This is a genomic window from Clostridioides sp. ES-S-0005-03 (genome assembly GCF_020658455.1).
GTDB lineage: Bacteria > Bacillota > Clostridia > Peptostreptococcales > Peptostreptococcaceae > Clostridioides.
Genome location: NZ_JACVWI010000001.1, coordinates 1,436,058 through 1,460,185 on the forward strand (window position 1 = coordinate 1,436,058; position 24,128 = coordinate 1,460,185).

Here is a 24,128-nt window from a genome sequence, read left to right on the forward strand (position 1 = left end):
TAACGAGTTTCATTTAAATATATTTTGTATAATTATTAAAATACAGTTATATATTATAGTTTACATTTTCTATCCATATACTTGGTCTTACATGTTTTTGATTATCTATGTTTTTACTGACTTCTATGCTAGTCTGAGGTAACTCATCATCACTTATTACATCTACAAATTCAATAATAGGATAGCTACCATAAGCAGCCCACTTTTGAACAGCTTTTTTTATATCTTCTTCAGAAAATCTTCCTCCATTTTTATAAAGAAGCTTACTATCTATTCTTATTATAATTACAGAGTTTTCTTGATATGGTTTACCATCAAGTGTACCAATATCTAAATAATAATCACTTTCAGGCTCTAAATCTCGACGAAGTATATCTTCCATTTCTTTGATAATACCTCCGCCTCTCAATCTAGTATCTATTAAATTTGTGGATTTTAATGAAGTATGATGCCTCACAAAAATTCTACCTATATGTAAGTCAAATGGTTCTAAAGCTTCTTGATCATCAAATTTATGGTATACACAAAAATAGTTGTCCTTTAAAATCTCACCTGTGCCTCTGTCTATTATTCTCATGGGTTTTAAAAAAAAGTGAATTGTTCGATTAAATAAATCATAAGAATTTCTCATCTCATTTAGTTCATTAGAAGTGTCTGTATAAAAACTATACATATTTGGATTTAAATTTAAATCTATAATTTTGCTATCTTTATCTTGGTTTTTATAATAGCCTCTGTAATGAAGATTCTTTTCTTCATAAGTATAATCTACTAATATCTTATCATTATCACTTACTGAATCATTAATCTCTATAAATCCATACTTAAAATTAAATCCTTTTATTTCAAGTTCTTTTTTATCTTTATCATTTAACATTTTATAAACTTTTAAATTAGTTGGCTTCCAGCTATTATCAACTTCTATATACATTGGAGTATTTTTTACCTTAATAGTACTATTTCCAACAAAACTTCCTTTTTCTCCAGATATGTCAATATATGGTTTGCCATACTTTCCAAATATCTGTAAATCATATTCTGGTATGGAATATATAATTTCTATTGTTTTATCGATTCTTTCATATTTTTTACTAAAATAAGCATATTTAATAGTTGGAAACCAACCTTTTAGGGGCTCTTTTTCTAGAGGAGTTCCCACAACAATTTGATTTATATTTCTACACACTACTGAATATCCTTTATAAACTTTTCCATTAGCTGATTTATATATAGAATCTTTATCTAACATATTAGTATTTTTAATATCTCCAAGAGTAGTTGAATCTTGTTCTGGAAATCCAGTATCTTCATATGTTCTTCCATATATAAATCCATTTCCATCTGATGCTGTATATATCAAAGTCTTATCTTTTGAATACATAGTATCTAAATTTTGAAGATTATATTTAACTCTAAAAGTTGAGTTTTCATTTATTTTATCTCTGTCTTCAACTGATGAGTACTTCATAAACATCTCTCTTGCTGTCATATATCCATTTGTATCCTTTTCAGATATAATCATGTCCTCATTCTTAAAACTAGCAAGTTCTGAGTATAACGCATATTTTTTATTTATTATTTCCTTTGTAATAGGAGCTATTTCTAACTCATCCGCCATTATAATGTATTCAATTTGTATTTTACTTCTTTTGTCTTCCAATATTTCATATTCAAATACCTCTATAGAAGACTTATTTGTTATATCTTGAAACCTATTTACTCTATATGAATCTAAATCGCAACATTGAATTGGACTTATCTTTTCAAGTATACCTGCTTTAGTTTCTAAAGGATTTACACTATCTTTTCCATAAGCTTCTTCTGTCAATCCATCATACATAACATATATAGGATTTTCTACAGTTGGTACAAATGATGTATATAGATATGCATCATAGACATTTTCATATTTAGTTTTTTCTATAAAGACCTTGTACTTAAACTCATTTTCATCTATTGGATAATTATTTTCTGAAATGAGATTTATATTTTCTGAATTATACAAACCATTTATATCTAATCCGACATTATCATAAATTTTATACTTTAACTTATATCTGTAATACAGTGGTATGTTGTCCTTAAATTTATTTGTAATATAAAATAAATCGTCATCTATCAAATACTCTCCATCAATTCTATGTAAAAGACCACTTTCATCTGGATACATTATTATTTCTCTTTCCTGTTCTGGATGTATATTTGATATTTCATCTTTTTTATTTACAACACCACTATATTTAGCTGACCCATTATACAATACTTTTAACTTTCTAACCAAACCTTCATATCGTGTATATGCATTATAAGTTTTAGGGTTATAATCAATAAGTTCATTCTCAGTTTCCACAAAGCTTACAGCTTCAAATATAGAGTTTGTCAAATTTAAAACACCATACTTATCACCATCATTGTATATCTTGTCTATAGGCACTCTTTTAGCTAATAGACCTTTAAATTCCTCATGTTGAACTTTATGCTCTGGTTTAAAATCAGTAACTGTAGATTCATCCCACATAACAAAATCTCTATATAAAACACCCCAATACCCTTCTAATTCTGTGCCTTTTTCACCAGTAAATTCAATAGTTTCTGGAAAGTAATCATCATTTTTTGTAGCTAAATCTCTTCTGTGAATCCAATCTTCAACAAAATGCAATGTTACATTATTTGTATTAGTCTCTATTACAGAAACAGTATCATCTAGTGAGGCTGTTGTATTATAATAATAAGCTAAATTTACTGCTCCATTTGGAACATTTCTTCCAAGTTTAATAGATTTATTTCCTTTATTATCAAATTCTTTATGTACTTTTGTATTAGAAAATAAATCTCCAGATACATATTCTTCTTTTTTTAAAATAGATTCATCTTTTGGTGCTTGTGGATAGTCCATAATAGGTAACTTGAAATTAGGTATACTTACATCAGGTCTTTGACTTACTATAATATCATCTTTGGGTTTATATTCAGTTACAATTGTTCTTGCATGCCAAACTATATAAACAATTTCTTTTGTAGGTGAATCAATATTATATTCTCTATTTACAAAGTTTTTAAATACAATTTTCCCGTATTCATCACCTAAAAATTTCTTACTCTTTATAAATGATATATTTGCGTTATTAACGACTTTTATACTTGCCCCATTATTTACGGTCTCATTAGTAGCTTTAGTTACTATCTCAACCTTACAATCATATAAAGGATACGCTATTTCACTAAAATTATTTATAGCATCATTAGTTTCAACACATTTATCAATATTAAATTCTTTATCAGTTGAACTATAAACTATTGTAGTTGGTAATTCTATAGATTGGTTAATATTACTTGATATATTTACAGCTACTCTATTATCTTGTTCATTATCAAAATATATTTCTATAAATCTTTCTTTTGTATTTACACTCACTATTTTTTGTTCAATTAAAATACCTATTGTTTGAATGTATGTCATTCCATTTTCTAATGTCACAATAAAATCAAAAGAGTCTTCTCCAATATATAAATCATTTGCATAATAATTAAAATATATTATATTATTTAAAATACTAAAATTAACATTTCCTGATAATTTTAAAAAAGTTTCTTCTTCAATAGAACCTTTTCTATATGCTTCTCCTAGAGAATTTATGTTTCCTTCTTTTATTAAAATAACGCCTTGAAGATTAGACCCATTTGTGATCTTATAATTTAATGTTTTCAACTTATTAATATCCATAAAACATACCCCTTTTGTAGCTTATCTATATTTTTCTATTTACTATAGTGATTTCATCTTTAGCATTTTCATTAGCAATTGCCTTTATAACATCTATACAATCTCCTGTCCAACTTGTATAAATACATGGAATTATTCCATTAATATCAGTTCTATCATTTAATTTTTCAATTGTTCCAAGAGCAGATTCTATATTTACAAAAGCACCTTCAACTGGATTATTATACATATCTGTTACTGATATTAAGATGCTTATATCATCTTTTCCATTTGCAAACACAAAGTTGGTTTCTGAATATATCCTTAAAAAGTATGGTTCTAAGGTATAATCTGATATGTATATATATCCATTGTATAGGGTATTGTAGATTGGATTTAGTGATATATGCTTTAATTCTTTTAGTGAAGATGTTTTATGAGTTTCAAAATAGACCTTCACTTTATTTGGATACTTTTCTTCAAATTTATGTAATTTTATTTCAACTTCATCTTTTTCATAGTCATACAAAGCTATAAAAGAGTTCTTAATCTTGTATCTAACATTTATTATCTTTCCTTTAGGAACCTCTTTTTCAAAAACTATAACATTATTTTCAATAGTATAGTCCTTCATTAATACCTCATTTATTGTAATCACTATTGTTGTCTCATCTATATCTATGTTTTGTAAGTATAAAGTTTTAAACCCAAGAGATTCAAATTTTTCTTCACTTTCAAGTGAATATTCTCCTGTTTCACTCAAAAAAAATACTTGAGTATATGGTTCTTCTATTCCAATTTCATATATGATAATAGGTGAATATTGTTGTGGTATTGGAGACATTCTTATTGTTTTAGTGTAAGGAACTTTAAATATTATTCCATCTTGCTCTGATTCTACTATAAAATCACTTTCAGATAAATATAATGATTGTGCTTTTACTGGTTTTTTAGTTACTTTATCATCTCCATCATATAAAATATTATATTCTTCAGAATATACATCTACCTTAGTAAATTTTATACTTTTTATATTTTCTAGTTTAAAATTATTAGCTTTTGCAACTGTTTCTGCATATTCTTCAATATTTTTTATAATTGTATATGGTTGAGTATCATACGGTAGATTATAAGATATTATATTTTCATATTTAGATGAGTATTCTGTAGGATTGTAAGTGGCTTTAACTTTTATATCCCCTATTGAGGGTAAAAAAGTCTCTAAATTCATTCCTGTATACTCATATCTTCCAACTTTTAGGTTTAAACTATATAGTTTTGCTCCCTCTTTTAAAACAATTTTAAATCTCACAAATCTTTTAGTTTCAATCTTGGTATTATTTTCTACTTGAATCCATTTATCTGAATTTAGTTTTCCTTCTAAATTAAGCAATACATTATCATCTTGTACATAAAATTCTACTTCTCCATCAAACTTCATTGATGGCATTATATATTTTAAATTCTCTGTGGTTTCTATTGTATCCCCTAAATCAATTATGTTAGTTATTGATATTGATATGGAATTATCTGATAACGGCATCAATACTTCTTCTCTATAATAAAAATTAAAACTAAGGAAAGAATCAATAAAGTTTCTCCAATCAGATTCACATTCATAAATTAACTCTCTATGTTGTAGTTTGGGCATTTTAGAAGGTTTAAGTATAAACCTTAATTTAAAAACTTTACACAATATTAAATTTGAAGGAATGGGCTCTCCATAAATCAATTTAACTGGTTGCATCCATTCTCCATAAATATCATTATGACCTACATAAAATACATCTACAGTACTAAATTCATTGGATTTTTGTATCCATGATATTTCTTGAATGGATGTAGGTTTTTTGTTAAATAAAAAAGATGTTGTTTCATAAATATATTCATCCAGAAAATCGTAATAATAATCGTTATAGTATTTTATTGGTTTTGGCCATAACATATCATCTTTATATACAAATTTTGAACTATCCAGTAATAAGTCTTTTTTATTAAATTTTCTAATATCATACCTTTCAAGTTGCCCTGTTGGCTCTGATACATTCAAAGTAATCTTAATTAGTATTCTAAATTTATTAAAGGTATCCTGTAATATTTTTTCTTGACCATTCATATTACATTTATTATATAAATAATACTCCTCTTGATTATAATAATAATATCCATTATGTATACTTGGACACCAACGTGCTAAAGCATTTTGTAATGTTCTCAAGGATACAATTATAATATCATCAATATATCCATATCTTATAGTAAGCACTTTTGGATAATCTAAAATCATCACATCACTTATACTAACTTCTACTACAAGCTCAAACCTTTTATATTCATTTGAATTTAAACTAAATTCTGTAAGACCATAAACATAGGTATGCTTTCTATTATCATCAATTATGAACTCTCCTCTATCAACTTGTCCTAAAAATTCCTTATACTCAGTTGAATCTGAAATTATAGAATCAGAATAAAATTTTATTTTGTCTCCATTAATTAATGTATAGTCTTCTTCATCTACTTGATTATCAAACTCATATAAAACATATGCTTCTTCTGGACTAAATTTTTCTATTATACAATAATATTTTCTATCATAGACATCAAGAGAAGCTTCAAAAACTGGAGCTGTATCTACCATATCCTTCTTTCCATTTTCTGATACTTCAAAATCTCCATTTATGGCTCCAACAAGCGAATCATATTCTAGTGGTGGAAATATTTCAATATATTCTTTTTGTCTTATAACTTCTACAGCTTTTATACACACTTTATGGTCAAAATAACCATATTCACTAAATTTAACGTTGGCATCAGCTTTATTGTCTTCTAAAAAATCCCTATATCCATGTGTATATGAATATATTCTTACTGGTCCTTTTATATTGTAAACTTCTATATCAAATTTATATCTCTTTGAATAATCTTTATTTTTTAATTCTGGTATCAAACTATATAAATAAATATCTGCTACTTGAGTATGCTCATCAAATACATAGTCTAAATCTAGTTCAGATTTATATGTTGGCCCAAATGGTTCTCCTTCAATTTTTTCTCTAATTTGGGATACCTCTCTTGCACTTACTCTAATACTTACTTTAGAATCATAAGTAATGTAATTAGTTTTAGCTTCCATCTTATATCTATAATAAAATTTTATAGTGTTATATTTTACCTTGTTACTTGCTCTTATTCCATATATTTTATTTAGTAGTTTAAATGTCTTTTTATATGTAGTATCTTCTGATTTATATAACTTACAATCATTATAATCTCCTATCCCAGACTGAAATGCTTTCATTCTACTTGCTATGTTAATATTCATATATGGAACTATTTCCACTCTTTCTGGCAATTTAAACTTAGTATAGCTTAGCACTTTATTTTCTTTTATAATTACATTTTTTTCTTCTTCCAATACGGCAACTATAGATGGAGATAGCGAGAATGATTCTGTATTTTCTGTTTTAAAAAAAATATATACACCCTCTGTTAACGACTCTATTTCATATCCATCAACCATTAATTTACTTATATGTATATTATTTTCAATACTATATCTATCTAACTCTTTAGCAAAATACTTGGTTATTTCTTTTGAATCAACTTCAAGTTCTTCGTGTGGGTATAGCTTTAGATTTTTTTTAATTATATGTTTATTAAAGCTTATCAACTTATTTATTTCAGTATTCTCTATAATAAGTTTAATTTCAAAGTTCAAATCCATTTTTTCACCCCCAATCTACTTTTTATAATATCCATATTTTGAAAAACCTTTTATACTGGAATCAAGAAACGTTGGTAAAAATGAAAAACTATTATCATAATCTTCATCTTTTCTTACCCAAATATCTTCATCATATCTAAAATCATTCCAGAAAGTTGAAGTATCATCTTTTATCTTTGTTACATAATCAATTAATAGACTTGTTGGAGTTGCATCTGAATTATACAATTCTATATTTAATTTTTTATTATTTATATCCACTAGTTGATACATTTCAAGATTTTTTATAAAAGAAATAACTGCTGATTGATTTTTTTTATCAGGATTTCCCTTTAAAAGAATTTCTCCTCTAGAAGTGATATAGACATCATTTAAGTCTATTATATTGTTATCTATTGATATAGTATTTATCAATACCATCTTTTCAGATATAATAAAATCTTCGCCCATATTCTTCCATTCTTTTACTTCTCTAATTCCAAGCTCTCTTGCAATTCCATTAGCAAGACCTCGCTTTGTTGAATTAGCTGGATTTTTAAAGACATCAAGAATTCTCAATTTATAATCATGATTCTTCTCACCTTTAAGCCTAGAGCATCCTACTAAAGAACCAAATTCATCAAAAAAGTTCCATACATGATGTAGACTTAGCTCAAATAAAAATTCTTTATTATTAAACTTTATTTTTATTTTACCAAAAGGTAAATCTTCTTCTTTATCGTATGCCTCTCTAACATAAATTATTTTCTTCTTTTCATCAATAAAATAATAATCTGGCTGCTTTATGTTATTTTCTAAATTTTTTTCATTTCTCTTTATTCCAAAAAAAGTATACAAATCACAACTTCTTTCAAGTATGAGTTGATTTGTATACACCATAGAAATATTATTTATATTAAAGTTACTTGGTAGTAAAGCTTTATATACCAAATCAACAAACTCTTCATCTGCTGATTCAATATACATTTGTTTTGAAGCATAAAGTAGCATTTCTTCTATTTCATCCAACTCTATACCAAATATATTTAAAAACTCAATCCCAATAGACTTATTGGGTTTTTTCTTCATTTCAAACCAAAAGGGAAGCATTGACCTTATTTTTTCTGTATATCTTGCAAAATCGCTTTCTTGCATTTAGATAATCACTCCTCTAAATTTTAGCCCTACTAAGTCTCCATTTAAATTATTTAATGTTTTATTTGCATCAAACATAATGTCATTCATAACAAACAGAAATGTATCAAATACCGTTATAGACTTATTGTATATATCTGGATAAAAAGCAGATACACAAATTTCTTGAATCCTAGCAACTATTTCATGCTGTCTATCTGAATTCCAATGATTATACTTATCCATCACTATATCAAGTACATTTACTTCTTCTTGCGAATAACGATTATTATCATTATAAAAACTTTTCAAATCGGCAATAATATTATTTAATGTATAAACACTTTCTGTATATAATTCATCTGTATCTACTATCTTTCCAGAGTCCACTTTTTTACATAGTTTTAAAGCATGAACCTTAAATATATCCATATGATTAATCAATATTTCTCTAAAAACAGCTTCTTTTCCCTTATTCTCGAGTGTAAAATGTATTTTTATAATATTTTTATTTAGTTCTATTTTTTTAAATATTGGATGCGAATATAACATTAATTGATTATTTATAGCTTTATATTGTTCTTTATTCTTTTTTTTATATTTTTTTCTACCTAAGCAAGCTCCAACTACAGTGATAATTGCAGTTGTAACTGCTACAACACTCTTTATTAATTCCAAATATATGTTTTCAGTCATTATGTCCCCTATATAATTACTACAGAATCCCCATCTGGAGATACGATAAATTTTTCATCCCATCTGCACTCCTGATTAATTAACAAACAATTTTTATTGTTTATCTTAATACTATTACAAGAATAATTTAGTATAGAATCACTGACTTGCATTATTCTCTGTGTCAATTCATTTATAAATAGTGATTCTCCTATGTTTATAGAATTTATATAGCTTATGATTTCTTCTCTTACAGATACTCTTATAGCTTGTTTTTCTATTTCGCCTATATATGAAGAAAATACCAACCCTACATTTAGCTTTACATATTTAAAATTAGGCAACTTTACTATGACCTTTTCTCCAAATGATGTTATATCTAATAATGCTTCTCTTACATTCAAAAGTAAATCTTCATCTTTTATATTTTCAGTTATTGGCACAATAGTCATACTACCTGGTCCATGAGAGTATCTTTTTAATATTACATCTTTTACACCTTTGATACTTAAGACAGCTAATCTTATTGAAGTTTCATTTGCTTTAGCCAAAGTTAGTGTTTGATGAGTAATTCTTTTTCTATAATCTTCATCTGATTCTTCAAATAATCTCTTGCATCCTACTAATATACCTATAGCATTTAAAAACCTACCAGTAGCAGTAGTCACAAAAGCTTGAAGATGGCTCATTGTAAGTACATCATAAAATTCTGATATATTTTTATTTATTATATCAGAAAAAAGTTTGGCTATAGAACCAGGGCTTGTGTCAAATCCAATTTTATTTAGTTCGACTTCCGTTTCTTTAACCAGAGATTCAAAATTTTTATTGTGTATTAATATCATATTTGATTTTCACCCCACTAACTACATCAATTTCCATGTTAATAACAATTGGATTATTATTTCTTTTTTCTTTTATGAAAATTAATAATTCTATCCTATTTTTGCATATTTTAGGTATAAAAAACAAACTATTTTCTCCAACTAACTCATCATAAAGTAATGCTTGTTCAATAGACTTTATAATTAAGTCTAATGTATTTTTATTATTTAATTCGCCTAAAAACTTTTCTATATCTGAACCTATATAATCTACATTGAACCAATCTTTTGTTACAGACTTTATTCTACAAATACATTTTTGTCTAAGTAAATCATCTGAATTTAAATATAAAAAATTATTCGAATTATTATCATATATTAGCTCTCCACTATCTGTTATACAAAAATCAAACATTCTTATCTACTCCATTTATCTCTATCTTTTTTGTATCAATAACTATCTCACTTCCAGATAAAGTAATTTTATCTTCAGCACATATATTTATATTATTTGATATTATTGACCAGTTTTCTGATTTGGTAGAAAAATCTCCAAAAACTTCTATAGTTCTATTTTCAGCATTTATCCTTAATCCAACATTAGTTGCTGTAAATATATCTATACTACTATCATCTCTTAATTTTACAATTGAAGATTTTACAGGATGGTATATACCAACTTCTTTACCTACAAAAATTCCTTTTTTTTCTATTTTTTTTACAATATTATCAATAGGATTTTTATGCATAAAATCTTTATATTTTGACTTATCTTTATTAGCATAGTCTAGCCAAGTTTCGCTCGTTTTTTTAGTTATTTCTCTTGAATCTCTCTTTATATTTGATAATAAACATCCTTTTCTAATATGAGTTTGTCTTTTTTTTGATGGAGATTTGTATGACTTCTCTACTACTCCTGTTATTTTCGGTTGAAATATAGAACCATTATTAAATTGTATATATACTTTATCTCCTTTTTCTAATGGTGATAAATGAACTCCTTCTCCTATATTTTGAATAGGTACATTTGAAAAAGTTGTACTATTGCCTTTTATGTTCTCTACATATACATCTGCTGTATTTTTACATATATTATAATGTATTACTTTACCTATAGAAGTTGTAAACAGTATCTTTGAATATGGATCTATTATGTTATCTATTAATTTATCTTTAAGCTTCATATTAATTACCTCCCACTCTAGGTTAAACTTCCTATATGAATTAAACTTTATATAATGGATATCTAATTATAGAGTTTTTATAATTAAACATTTCATATTGTGCAGTAAATATACTATTTAGCTTCTTATAATTATCTAGTCTCGTTAGTTTAGAAGTATCAGTTGTATTGTTTGAACTTACTAAGCTTTCATTGTTTAATATATTTGCTACAGAAAACAATATTTTATTACATGATCTTAACATATTACTCATACCACTATATTTTAATGAGTTTGCAGTCAATAGACCTGGTGTAATTGATGTTGTAAATCCAGTTTTCATATTTATAGAGTGTGTTACTTTCCTTGCTAAGCACACACCTGATAGTCCTCCAAACAAATCATTAATTGCTATTAAATCATATACATTCACTTGTGGTTTCCCCATAATAATCAACTCACCACTGTAAGTTTCTTGCCATGAATTTTGAAGTTGTGATACACAGTTTCTTATAGACATATGCCTGTTATTTGCATATAATTCTCTGCATTTCAAATTTTCATCCTCTAAAGTAGAAAATATATTAAAATTCTGTATCATTGAATTGTCTAATACTTTATTTTTTTGATTTGACCATTTCATATTGTAATCACTCGTTATAAATGGTGTTGATTCTAAAGTCCCTAATACATTATAAATTCCTCTTGTATTTGTTATTAAATTGTTATTATCTATTTTTATATTATTGGCTATAATTGAGTCATTAAAGTCTACTATATGCATTTGCGAAAAAGCTTTAGAATACTCATAGGTATCATTTTTAAACTTATTTATATCAAATTTGTACATCCAAATAGGTAAACCAAAAAATAATCTATGTTCAAATAGGAATGGTCTTGGATATACTACAAACTCAGGCATAGATTTTTCGCTCATTTTACATATGTCCCATATTTTTTTACCTATTGGTAAAAACTCATAAATTGATTCACTTATATAGTTAACACTGTGAATATCACTAAGGTATATCCCATTATAATTACTTAGATACATATTTTTAGATATATCACTCTGAACTTTTTTGTAAGCTTCTATAGAATTAAAATCATACATGCCAAAATGCTCTACATCATATTTACTCTTAAGATTCTTTTCCTTATATTCAATATTTTGGTATTCTATTTTAGAACTTCTCTTACTCATTAAATCTAATATTATATTACTTGCATCTTTCTTTAAATCTATATTATCATTTAAAAAATTCATATCTTCACTTAGATATCTATTTGTAAGCTCTAATCCATCTGACTTTGCCTCTATTAAAATAGTGTCTTTTGAAGTGTTCATTTCAATTATAGTACCATTAAACACAATTGGATATTTTGAGGGATTTGAACCATATCCCATTCGTATATGTACTCTAGTTCCTTCTTTCAAAATGTCTTGTCTATCTAATTTATTTCTTTTTTTCACTATTTCTAAATTAATTTCATCTCTTGAGTCTTCTTTATATCCTTCCAACACTTTTGATAATATACGTTGATTTTTATTAAACATATTTACAGTGTCATTTTTTATACCAATACTATCACCATCTAAATTTTTTTCATTATTAAAATCATTAGGAATAATTACTTTTGCACTTGATATAGGAGAATCAACTTCTTGTGATATTTTTATATCTATAATAGACTTATATATATAGTAATTTGTCCAACTTTTTTGTCCATCAAAGCAATCTATACCCTCATCACATAACATAAATATAAAATTTGGAAATGCCCTAATGAGTGTACCTTTTTGCGAATATAAAAATTCATCAACTAGCATATTTTCTACAACTGTATTTCGATTATTTTTAGGAAACTCTTTAAAAGATTGAGTTGGCTTTACTTGTTCGATATTAAATTTTCCAACCTCATTTCCATGTATTTTATTAAAGTTTTCATTCTTAAATATTAAGTGTTCGTCAGAAGATAATTCTCTTTCAAATTCATCATCCAATTCACCTATGTTTTGTGGTTCATATCCATATTTATATTCTGGCTCTACAACTATATCTGATTTAATGCTTTTTAACTGTGTATCAATTTTATTACATTCAGATTTAGTAGGATATATAATATAAAAGTCTGGTTCAACAAAACCACTATATTTTTCATTTCTCGCTATTTCGCCCATAACTATATCTGTTCTAGGATATTTTACAAGTGAAGTTTGTTTAATTCCATTTTTAGATCTAAAATTTCTTACTTTTTGTATAGCATTGTCTATTTCGTTATATTTTGGTAGACTGAGATTTGGATACATTTCCAAATATACAAGTTTCTTGGAGGCACAAATATCCTGCATAGTTTTATTATCTATTCCTTTAGATGTATAATCTATAAAATCCTCTTCTGTACCTAGTCTCCCCTCAGGAATTTCATTGTACTCATATTCATATGTTTCTATCGCTCTATTAAATGGTCTAAAGCATATTGGCTTCATATTTTGAATTTTATCCATATCATAACTTCTACATTTAATGGTTATATTGTATAATCCACAAAATCCAAATACAGTGTCTACTTGAACATCTTTTATGGTTATGTACTCTGTTCCAGTCAGATTTACAAGTTCATTTTCCACTTTTATAATATCTCTATCTTCATTTTCAAAACTTGTATTTTTATTATTTAATCTGTTGAATTTTTTTATTATACTCTCATCGCTTGTTTTAAATATAAAGACAAAGTCAATTTTATTAAATCCCATATATTGTTTTGTTGGTATTTCATCATGATTTAATCCTATGTTCGAAAATGTATTACTTAAACTAAAATTGATATATGTAAGATATACACTTTCTTCACTACTCAATATTTCATCAAAATATTGTTCATTCATTATAATGTTTTTGCTCTTTATTTTATTAAAATCAATATTTTTTAAATGTAATTTTTTAAATGTAAATTTACCAGTGAAGTTTAGTGACTGTATCTTTTTAAGACTTGATAAGTTAGAATTTTCAAGATTTTTTTGAGTATAAAATCTATACAAATCCCAATCTATATGCTTATCTAATGAAATATTATCTTTATTAAAATAAGACTTTACATTAAATTCTTCCATAATTATTTTGATTCTTAGAGTCTCAGAAAAACCCTCTACAGTTTCAACTGACATACTTTTTAAGGCTACATTATTTATACTATTTGCATCATTTACAACTTTACATTCAATTGGAACAAATGGAGTATATTTAAACTGACAAATTAAATTTCTTAATCCATCTACATAATATTTGAAGTCAAATGGCGATTCTACTTGATATCCATTAACTTGATTTATACCATTTATCGTCAAGTTCACAAATATTTCTTTTCTTATATTCTGTTTTTTAGATTGTTCTATATTTGCCATCCTATTCTCATTAAGACTCTCACTATCATTTATAGAAGTTATACTTATATATTCTGGTAATATTTTAAAACAACAGTCTCCTATTCTAAAAATATTATCAAGATTGTCTTTATATTTGAGCCTATGTTCATATTGAATATATTCGTAATAACTTAAAGGTTTATATTCACCATCTAAGTTTCTAAGTGTTGATTCTTTGTATAGCATATTGACTATTTCTTGACTATCTTTATCAGTTATTTCCTGAGCAATAGCTCCATAATAAGATTGGTTTGAACTCTTATTAGACTTATTATTCATAAACTCACCTTCTTTAACTCACAAGCACTTTTATAAATTCACTCAATTATTTTAGATATTACACTTTCAATTTCCTCACTTGTTATGTCTTTTCTATCATCTTGTATTGTAGTTCTTATGTTTAAATTTTTTATATTTTTAAATAGATTCTTTATAATTTTTTCACCATAATCTATATCAGTATCTAAAGGAGATTGAGCAGATATTTTCATATTTAATACTTCATTATTATTTGTAAAAATATCATCTTCTACTATGTTATCTTTACTTTCTAAGTTACAATATTCATCATTTAATTTAGAGTTGATATTATTGAAAGATGCTTTAGCTTTTATTCTTCTCCCTAATAAAAATTTTTCATATTCTTCTTTATAAAAGGCTTCTTCAACATTATTTAAATTATTCATTTATAATATCTCCAATCATTTTTAACATCTTTATTTTAAATTTTTCAAGTCTGTTTTCATAAAAATTCAAATCTATATTTGATTCTTTTCCACCTAGAATATAGTCTATATCAATATTTTTATATCCTGCTCCATTTAAAATATCTCTTATTTGTAAATGAAGTTTTGATATATCGTCGTTATAATTCTTCAAATTTTCATTAACATAGAAATCGCTTATCTTAGAATTTTTTCTATTTGTACTATTTATGATATTATCTTTATTTCTTATGTAATCTCTCTTTTTATCTTTTATATGTTTTGAATTAGTAATATTATCCTTATCATTTTTATTCTCTATTTTAAAAAAATCTAAATTTGCATATTTAATTCCTATATTTAATTTTTGTACATTTCTACACCTTAATACTTTTAGCTTTTCTGGATTATCCCATCTTGTATTTGAGAATTTATTGGAATCCAAACGATAATTTTTAGATTTTATGTAATTATTTTCTAGGTTTTCCTTATTTAAATTATTTATGTCATTCTGATTATTCATATACTCTTTATTAGACTTATTATTTGGATAATCTTTGTCATATTCAAGGTTCACATCTACGCCCCTTAATTTAAGAATATATTCAGACTTAGCTGTCATTTCCATAAGCTTTTCATAATCCCAGTCTCGTATTTCTTTAAGAGAAATTTCTGGAAATGCTGCTTTTACAAATAATTTACTCTGTTCTAAAAAAGAATTAAGCTTACTTCTACTTTCCTCAAAACAATCTATTATTGAACTTTCCTCTAAAATATGAGATTCATAAACTATTCTTTTAGATATTTCATCTGCCAATCCTGCTATTGGACTTTTTGAAAAAACAAATTTATCAGGATATATTAATGCAGATTGGCATATAAAATCATTAAACTCTTCATATGTATCAGAAATAATACCAGCTTTTATGTATATATTTAAATTAATTAATTTAAATATATATTCATGTGTACTAAACTTAATATGAATTAACTTTTTATATCCTGTTTTTTCTTTTATATTTATAATATCTTTTATTAAAAGCATACTATATTACCTCTATTGTAAATTCTTTTGTAAATCCTGATTTTTCCATAATTACTTCAGAATATGAAGTTGGTAAACCTGCTAAGGACTTAGTAGTATCTTTCCAATTATACTCTTCTGGCCATAATGTAACTGTTTGACATATAATTTCTTCACGTTCTAAAGTGTCAATATTTTGAATAGATAATAACTGCTTATATTCAAATCTGTTAATCGTTCTAAATATAAACCTTTTATTTAAAATATCAATCATATAAATATCATAACCAGACCACTTCTTTTTCCATGCTTGTACTTGAATTGTTCCTGGTCCTCCTTCAAATAATGGAGTGTCTTCTAGCCCTAAACCTTGAAATTCTTCATTTTTACTGTCCTCACTAAAAACATCTGCATATAAATCAATTTCGTCTATATTTTTTCCATATTGAGATTCTAAGTCCAGCTTGGCCTGTTTTGCTAATAATTCTATTTCTTTTTCATCATAATTCATTTACTCACCTCCAAGTACTATTTAATTATTAGTTTCAATTACATCCTTTGCTATGAATTCGTATATATCGTATATAGGATTTCCTGTTGTATCTATTTCTTGACTTACTGATACAGGTGATACTCCTATTATTTTTCTATATTTTTCTTTTTTATCTCCATATATAAGACTTATCGAAAAATTATTTTTTCTAAGTGTATTTATATTATTAGGATTAAAGAAAGGTTGATAGTCTGAATTTTCTAAGTCATATTTCAGCTTATTTTCTTTGTAATTGTAATCATCTATTAAATTATCTATCAAGTTGTAATCACATTCTAATTCATCATAAACAAAAGAATTTATAGCTTTTAAATTACAATCTGATTTATACTGATTTTCTTCTTGCATATCTTTAATACACATTTCTTTTTCATTATTCTTCAAAATAATGATGTTATAATTAGAATATAATTTTTTAAATATTAAATTCCAAGTCTTTTTACATAACCTTCCTGTGGGTATAATTCCACTTTCTTTTTGAAAAGCCTTAACCATATCAAATGTACATACACAATAATGACCGTATTTTAATTCACTAAAGCTTAGCTCCTTATACATATATCCCATATACACTAGAGCTGTTTGTACAGAGTGTACTCTAATATCGTATTTACTTCCAAAATCAACATAAAATAGTGACTTATCATAAAGAAATGATACATTATTGTCATCTAAATTACATTTATTTTTATATAAGAAGTTATCATCATATTTACATATATAATTATCATTTAGATTTCTTAAATCATATCCATATATCCAATCTGGTATATATATTTTTTCTTCTTTATTTAAAATAAAGTCATCACAGATACTTATATTTTGTTCTAAACAATTAGATGTATCTGAGAGAGCATTACTAACAGGAACTTTTATATATCCTAATACTATTCTATTTCCTACAGCTATATCATCAAATACCCTAGATGTATATCCATAAATAGGTTTACTTTGCTCTTTGACATAAAATTTTATTGCAGATATCTGTTTATTATGTTTTCCATTTATATAAATTAATACATCAGAACTTCCATAAAACTCTTCTTTATATGTACTATAATCTCTCTTATTTACTTCTTTTTTATTTATAGTATCAAAGTTTAAATTTGTCATATTTAACGCCTTTCAAATTACTTTTTTTAGAATATTCATATCCCTCAATAGTAAAATCATAAGAAAACACTGAATTCGAGAATACATTTGAACTACTTGTATTATTTGATACTGTTTTATCACTTGATAAACTCATAAAATCATTTAAATCTGTTGCTACAAAGTGAATTGTATTTTTTATAAAAATATCATTTATAGAAATAATCTGACTATCATTGATAATATCTATGCCATATATCATCATTTGTGTGACATATTTATATTCATTTAGAGATACTATCATTACATCAAATAGAGGCAATTCGTCTGAACTAATCTTCTTTTTATTAGATAAAGCTGAAATCTTATTTGTCAAATCACTTATTAGATTCTGATTTATTAAAGTAAATTCCATTTTTCCAGAAATCACCTTAGGTCCTCTAGTATATCCAGATACTTTTGTATTTCCTATTGATGTTACTGGCTTTTTATTTCTTTGAATTGAGTATGATATACTTGTTAAACTACCTAAAAGAATGGGCTTAGATTCTGGAAATAAAACAAATGCGAGAGAATCTGTACTTGAAAATGCTTTGTAAAAAGTATTATCTAAATCCATTTTACTTTACCTCTCTTTTGTGATTTATATTTAGAAAAACCACATGTAGCTTTTAAATACATAAAATACACCTGTAAATATTTACTACATGAGGCCTTATAATTTTTTACTTTTATCTATTTACATCTTTTATTTTATGTTTTATTTTAATTTTCTTCTTTTGAATATACACCTTGTATAAGTGGTGATATTTTTCTAGCTCTATAATTTAACTTTTTCTCTAAAACAATTGTATCAATAGAGACCTCACTAGATTCATCTATTATATCAACATCATATATCTTTTGAAATGCACATTGACCTTGCTCATTTCCAAAGGTCATTGTTATATCAAATGGTGGTAAAGAATCTAAATAAATTATTCTATTATCCCTTATTGGGCTAAAGCCATTAGGTATTTCAAAATTTTCATCACTTACTTTAGGATTACTTTCATTATACTTAGATTTACTATCCATGTTTCTACTTAAATTTATAGCATCTTGTGCTGTTATATTCCACTTCAACATCTCTACTGCATTTATAAAGTTTTCTTCTTCTGTTATAGCTAATTTTCCTGATGTTGTAAATATTGTAGATTCTGATGATTTTAAAACGCTTTTCATAGATTTAATTAGAGAATCTTGGTCAAACATAGCAAATACTAAGGAACCTTTAATCTCTCTTTTACCTCTTGAAAAACTTCTTGCATCTGGGCTTCCTAATGTGTATACTGGTTTTTTTTCACGTTCTATACTCCACGATATTTTTTGTAATTCTCCAATAACTTGATTTGCAAAGCTTACAACCAAATCAGCACCAGAAAATGATGTTAGTGTGTTTATATTCGGACTTGACATAACGATATCTCCTAACTATTAAATATAAACGGATGGTTTTCTTCCGTTTTTATTTTTTTAGACCTACTATAGTAGTTATTTTTCTAAGTTCTTGTGGTGCTACTATACCAACTTCCAACTTAGCTTGTCCTAATATTAAATCTTGTTGTGTTGCTATTAGATTGAAACTATAATCTAATATAACTCCTTGTAATAATAATGCATCTAGTCTTTTTGCAATTGTTGCACTTAGTGCATTTCTCTGTTCTATTGTATTTGCTTCCCCTATAAATGGGTCTGCCACTTCCCTTATATTATCAGTTACTACTCTCATAACTTTTAATGTAGATAATTTTGAATATACACTATCTTTCTTCGCAGATGTTGGAGCATCTACTACAAAAACCTTATTTAAGCAAGTTCTACCATTTAATTTTTTAGAGTTGAATGAAACCAATTTGTTCCCTGTTATATCATTTAATTGTGCATTTGAAAAAGAATATTTTAGTGATTTCACACCACTTAATATCTTATTTGTTGGAGATGAATGTGGTAAAATACTTGTATTGAACGCAGTATAAAGTACTGCTGGATTTCCTTCTCTAAGCGAACTTACCTTATGTTCCACTATAGGTGTAGGACCTGCAACTACTGATATAAACTTTCCAAGGTCTATAGAGTTTCCCTGACCAGCAGTAATTATAGTACCTTTATCATCCTTCATTAAAAATTCATTACTGTATTGTGTTAAATATTTAGAGTGTGATTGGACACCTGATAGAGATGTATCTTTTAATGGATTCATTGCTATTACACCATATGTAGATTTATTTCTATAGGATAACACTGCACAGAATAAAGCAAGTTCATATGCAAAATCTTGATGTCTGTCAAATAGTTTATCATCAGCATAAACACCTAAAGGAACTATCCAATCTACATTATAATTTTCAAGCAATTGATAAGCACCTTGTTTTACTATGTATCCATTTCTATCTCTTTCTCCTGATAATGCCTTAAACATATCTTCTTTATTCATATCTAAACCATTAGAACCGCCTATAAAATATGTAGCTGATTTTATTAAATTTTTTGTAAGTTCTTCTGGTGTATCCGTTTCTGCAAAATATGTTGTCTGTAAATTGTTTATTGCATCTACTAATGCTCCAAAAGTTAAGTAGTCAAGAGTTGATAATATTAAAGGTTCTTCACCAATACTCATTTTAGATTCTGGCTTAATGATTTTTACATATTTTCCTATATAATTGCCAAAAGTGTCTCTCAAATCTTCTACTTTTACTTGACCTAAATTATACATATCTCCAGCAAACTTAGATTTTAATCTTATCTTTCTTTCTATCTTCTCTTTAACTGGCATATAATAACTTACAGATACTACTTGTCCCATTTGAAAACATTCTTTTTTAAGAGTTATAGTTTTTGACTTTTTATCTATTGAAAAAGAATTTGAATCTAATACTTTACTTCCTCCAATATATAATGTAAGTGTTCCATCTACTGGAGTATTACTTAAAAGTAGCTTTTGATTTGATGTTGCAGTCATAAAAATATTTCCATCTACTTGAGTTTCTATTTCTTCTCCTACAACTTCTACCCTATAACTTACAACTACTCTTTCTCCTTCATCTAAAGATGGTATTGTTATGACATTATCATTCATTTCAATATACTCATCTATAGATTTCCCATCATAAGTAACTACTATAGCAGCGCCATTTGGAATATTAGATAAAAAAATCTTTTTATCACGATTCAAAGTTAAATATTCTGGTTTCTGTTCAACCCAATATCTATAATTATAAGCTATTGAAACAGGTACACCTGCATCACAAGCATTTTTTTCTATTGATATGCTTTTAAGAAATTCATTATATACAAATCCAGAGAGTAGTTCTTTTCCTTTTACATAAACTCTAATTGAACTTGCAATAATCCCTTTTCCACTTAGTTTTATATCAGTTTTCTCACATCCTTGAGTAACTGATAAATCCTCATCTATCTTTTTATTTTTTTCAACAACTTGAGATGGTGCACTTATATTTGACGTTGCGCATGTACCAGAGATTCTCATTACTCTTATATCTTGACATCCAGCATCTCTAGCTTGCTTATATGATTGAACTAATGTTGAACCATTTGGAATTCCATTTAAATTAGTGTCTGAACCAAATAATAATTCTATAGAAGAATCATCTATCGCTACAGGCTCCATTACTGGGCCATCAACTGCTGTCCCAAGTAACAACATACTATCAGTTTTATATTCATCCAAACCAAATCTAAGTGCAGAACCACCATCTTTAAATTCGACTAACATTCCTGGAAGATTAGGATACATATTTCCTAAGTTTGCCATAAAGGTTTTTCCCCCTTTAAATTTTGTAGATATTATAGACTTTATACCAAGTGGAATTTATACTATTCTTGGCTAAATTCTATCCTTTACAGAAAATTTCATTTCTATATTTTTAAGTTTATTTACATTTAAAGTTTTTACTTTTTCTAATCGTATAAAATATTCAGATGTTTTAACTGAAGTATTTTCATCAAAACTTATGTTATCTTCAGTTGAGATTTCTTTTAAAAAGAAAATATCCCCTAGACCTTTTTTCTTTAGAAATCCTGTGTAAGATGTTATTATGTCCTCAAAAGCTTCCATAAGTCTTCTACATTCTTTTTGTGTTTTAGCTATAAATCTAAATTCTAGTATGCAATCAAAACTTTGTCTATACACTTTAATTACTTTACCTGTTTTTTCTTTATTTTCATCTAATTCATCAATTATATCAGTCAACATTGGCTTATAACTTTTTCCTTTAGATATTTCTCTTAATTTTACACAGTAATTTATTTGTGGCAGTATAATTTTATCTGTCTCATCTTTTTTTATTGTTTCAAAGGAAATTACTCCCCAATTATCTTCTAATTCTGTTTTTAAAATATACTCTAGTATTTCTTCTATCTTTTCAAAGTTATTAATGTATTCTTTAGTTATAAATATATTTTTATTATTTTGAATAGATTCTGTATTCACTTTTTCACCTACCTATACTCAAACCACTATAGGTTTTAACATACTCTAGCATATATACTGTCTTTAAACTTAAGACTAAAAATAATTCTCCTGATTTACGTTTAGATAGTTCATTTATTATATATTCACTTATAAGTTCTCTCTCCCTTAATTCATCTAACAATTGTGTTAAGTTTTCTTTTAAATATCCAGATGATAACAAAGCATCTATATTTTCACCTATATATGAATATAACATCTTTTTTATGTAACACATGGTCAACTGAATCATTCTTACATTACATAAATACTTATATTCTGTATGCTCACTCATTGTAATTCCATTTGATACTACTACCCTTCTATGTAACTGACTAAATCTAAATGATACATATCCAAGTTCATTCATTTTTTCTATTGTTGAAGTATCAAAGGTATTAAATAGTGAAAATGATTCTGGAACTTCCTTATTTGTAGTATTTGCTATAATATCTAAACTTGCTACAAGGGGAGCATATACTATACTTGCATTTACAATGTTAGTACCATATGTGGTATATACATCTCCAGCTACTACACTTACCAATTGTTCATAATTTTTATTAAATTTTGATACTTCATTTACTTTTTTAAAATATTCCAGTATAGCAATATATTTTTTCTCATCTACCCAAATCTCATTAGTTAGATTAAGTCCAATAACACCATGAGTTATGATACCAGTTTTCATTTGAACTTTACAAAAATTAAGCAATTGTTCATAAAAAGTCAAGTATCGTTCTCCATCTTTAATAGTTAGATAGTCTCTTGTTAGGTCATAATATTTATCTATTTTTTCTCTGTCATCTGTAAATATATCATCATAATATACTCCTAAAGGCATAATAATATCTACATCAAGTCCTTCTAAAATAGTGTATGTACTGTCTAAGTTATTGTACATTATATTTTTGTTGCAATCTAATCCATTATATCCTCCACTAAGTTTATATGTACTTTGATTTACTTCAATTATAGAATCCTTTGTTTCTATATAAGAATCACAATAAATACTACAAATTATCATCCCTTTTAGCTTTTGAGAATCTTTATTTATAGCTTCTGATAAATCATACAAAGTAGGATAATTTTTATATGGATATTTTGATACATAATCCCCTAAATTTTTTGGATAGACCACCCGTAAGTCATCTTGATTTATCATTATTTCAATATCATTATATATTTCATTTGCATACTTTGATTTAATGTGTATACTGTTTTTTATTATTTCTCCATTAGCACATTTCACATCCAGATAAATTTCTGCATGTGCTCCTGTAATTTTACATAGATAAACTTTACAGTCTAATTTGGATTCTTTTATAATTTTATAGGCTTCAACTAAAGAACCTTTTTTCCCAAAGTTTGAATTCATGTGAGAAATTGAATTTATTTTTATTGGAGTGTTTACTGGCCCAAATTCTGAAGTTCCCAATAGATAGATATTTTTGCCATAGAATTCTTGTTCATTAAGCAAATTTTTTGATATGTTCATGATTATTTCTTTCCTTCTAATCATCTTTATTTTTTATAATTCTTCAAGATTAATTAAATACACTATATATCTTGACATTATTTAATATACTACCACTTATATTTATTTTGTAGAT

At 26.1% G+C, this 24,128-nt stretch carries 17 protein-coding genes; all 17 read right to left on the minus strand.

Annotation, left to right across the window (positions count from 1 at the left end):
- Window positions 1–46: 46 nt before the first annotated feature.
- Entirely contained in the window at window positions 47–3,724 is a 3,678-nt protein-coding gene (locus IC218_RS06715; RefSeq protein ID WP_227824072.1) for a virion structural protein, read from the minus strand.
- 25 nt (window positions 3,725–3,749) lie between these two features.
- Window positions 3,750–7,430, minus strand: a complete 3,681-nt coding sequence (locus tag IC218_RS06720) for an Ig-like domain-containing protein (protein ID WP_227824073.1) — start codon at window positions 7,428–7,430, stop codon at window positions 3,750–3,752.
- Between the two features lie 15 nt (window positions 7,431–7,445).
- Window positions 7,446–8,564, minus strand: coding sequence for a Low copy number virion structural protein (locus tag IC218_RS06725; RefSeq protein ID WP_227824074.1), 1,119 nt, complete (start codon window positions 8,562–8,564; stop codon window positions 7,446–7,448).
- A complete protein-coding gene (locus IC218_RS06730) occupies window positions 8,565–9,239 on the minus strand; it encodes a hypothetical protein (protein WP_227824075.1) in 675 nt (224 codons plus the stop codon). It abuts the gene before it with no gap.
- 8 nt (window positions 9,240–9,247) lie between these two features.
- Window positions 9,248–10,063 carry a baseplate J/gp47 family protein gene (locus IC218_RS06735; RefSeq protein ID WP_227824076.1) on the minus strand — a complete coding sequence of 272 codons (816 nt, stop codon included), beginning with the start codon at window positions 10,061–10,063 and terminating at the stop codon, window positions 9,248–9,250.
- Complete coding sequence (locus tag IC218_RS06740) at window positions 10,044–10,457, minus strand: hypothetical protein (protein ID WP_227824077.1); 414 nt, start codon at window positions 10,455–10,457, stop codon at window positions 10,044–10,046. The genes IC218_RS06735 and IC218_RS06740 overlap by 20 nt, the downstream gene beginning before the upstream one ends.
- Window positions 10,450–11,226 (minus strand): hypothetical protein, encoded by a 777-nt coding sequence (locus IC218_RS06745; RefSeq protein WP_227824078.1) that lies wholly within the window; start codon window positions 11,224–11,226, stop codon window positions 10,450–10,452. Before IC218_RS06745 ends, IC218_RS06740 begins: the two co-directional genes overlap by 8 nt.
- 40 nt (window positions 11,227–11,266) lie before the next feature.
- Entirely contained in the window at window positions 11,267–14,911 is a 3,645-nt protein-coding gene (locus tag IC218_RS06750; protein ID WP_227824079.1) for a hypothetical protein, read from the minus strand.
- A gap of 38 nt (window positions 14,912–14,949) precedes the next feature.
- Window positions 14,950–15,318 carry a hypothetical protein gene (locus IC218_RS06755; protein WP_227824080.1) on the minus strand — a complete coding sequence of 123 codons (369 nt, stop codon included), beginning with the start codon at window positions 15,316–15,318 and terminating at the stop codon, window positions 14,950–14,952.
- Entirely contained in the window at window positions 15,311–16,381 is a 1,071-nt protein-coding gene (locus IC218_RS06760) for a hypothetical protein (protein WP_227824081.1), read from the minus strand. Before IC218_RS06760 ends, IC218_RS06755 begins: the two co-directional genes overlap by 8 nt.
- A gap of 1 nt (window position 16,382) precedes the next feature.
- Window positions 16,383–16,871 carry a hypothetical protein gene (locus IC218_RS06765; RefSeq protein ID WP_227824082.1) on the minus strand — a complete coding sequence of 163 codons (489 nt, stop codon included), beginning with the start codon at window positions 16,869–16,871 and terminating at the stop codon, window positions 16,383–16,385.
- 21 nt (window positions 16,872–16,892) lie between these two features.
- Window positions 16,893–18,026, minus strand: coding sequence for a hypothetical protein (locus tag IC218_RS06770; protein ID WP_227824083.1), 1,134 nt, complete (start codon window positions 18,024–18,026; stop codon window positions 16,893–16,895).
- Window positions 18,007–18,624, minus strand: coding sequence for a hypothetical protein (locus tag IC218_RS06775; protein ID WP_227824084.1), 618 nt, complete (start codon window positions 18,622–18,624; stop codon window positions 18,007–18,009). Before IC218_RS06775 ends, IC218_RS06770 begins: the two co-directional genes overlap by 20 nt.
- A gap of 146 nt (window positions 18,625–18,770) precedes the next feature.
- Complete coding sequence (locus IC218_RS06780) at window positions 18,771–19,463, minus strand: hypothetical protein (protein ID WP_227824085.1); 693 nt, start codon at window positions 19,461–19,463, stop codon at window positions 18,771–18,773.
- A 49-nt stretch (window positions 19,464–19,512) separates the two neighbouring features.
- Window positions 19,513–21,819, minus strand: coding sequence for a phage tail protein (locus IC218_RS06785; RefSeq protein ID WP_227824086.1), 2,307 nt, complete (start codon window positions 21,817–21,819; stop codon window positions 19,513–19,515).
- A gap of 72 nt (window positions 21,820–21,891) precedes the next feature.
- A complete protein-coding gene (locus IC218_RS06790) occupies window positions 21,892–22,497 on the minus strand; it encodes a hypothetical protein (protein ID WP_227824087.1) in 606 nt (201 codons plus the stop codon).
- A 4-nt stretch (window positions 22,498–22,501) separates the two neighbouring features.
- Window positions 22,502–24,013, minus strand: coding sequence for a hypothetical protein (locus tag IC218_RS06795; RefSeq protein ID WP_227824088.1), 1,512 nt, complete (start codon window positions 24,011–24,013; stop codon window positions 22,502–22,504).
- Between the last annotated feature and the right edge of the window lie 115 nt (window positions 24,014–24,128).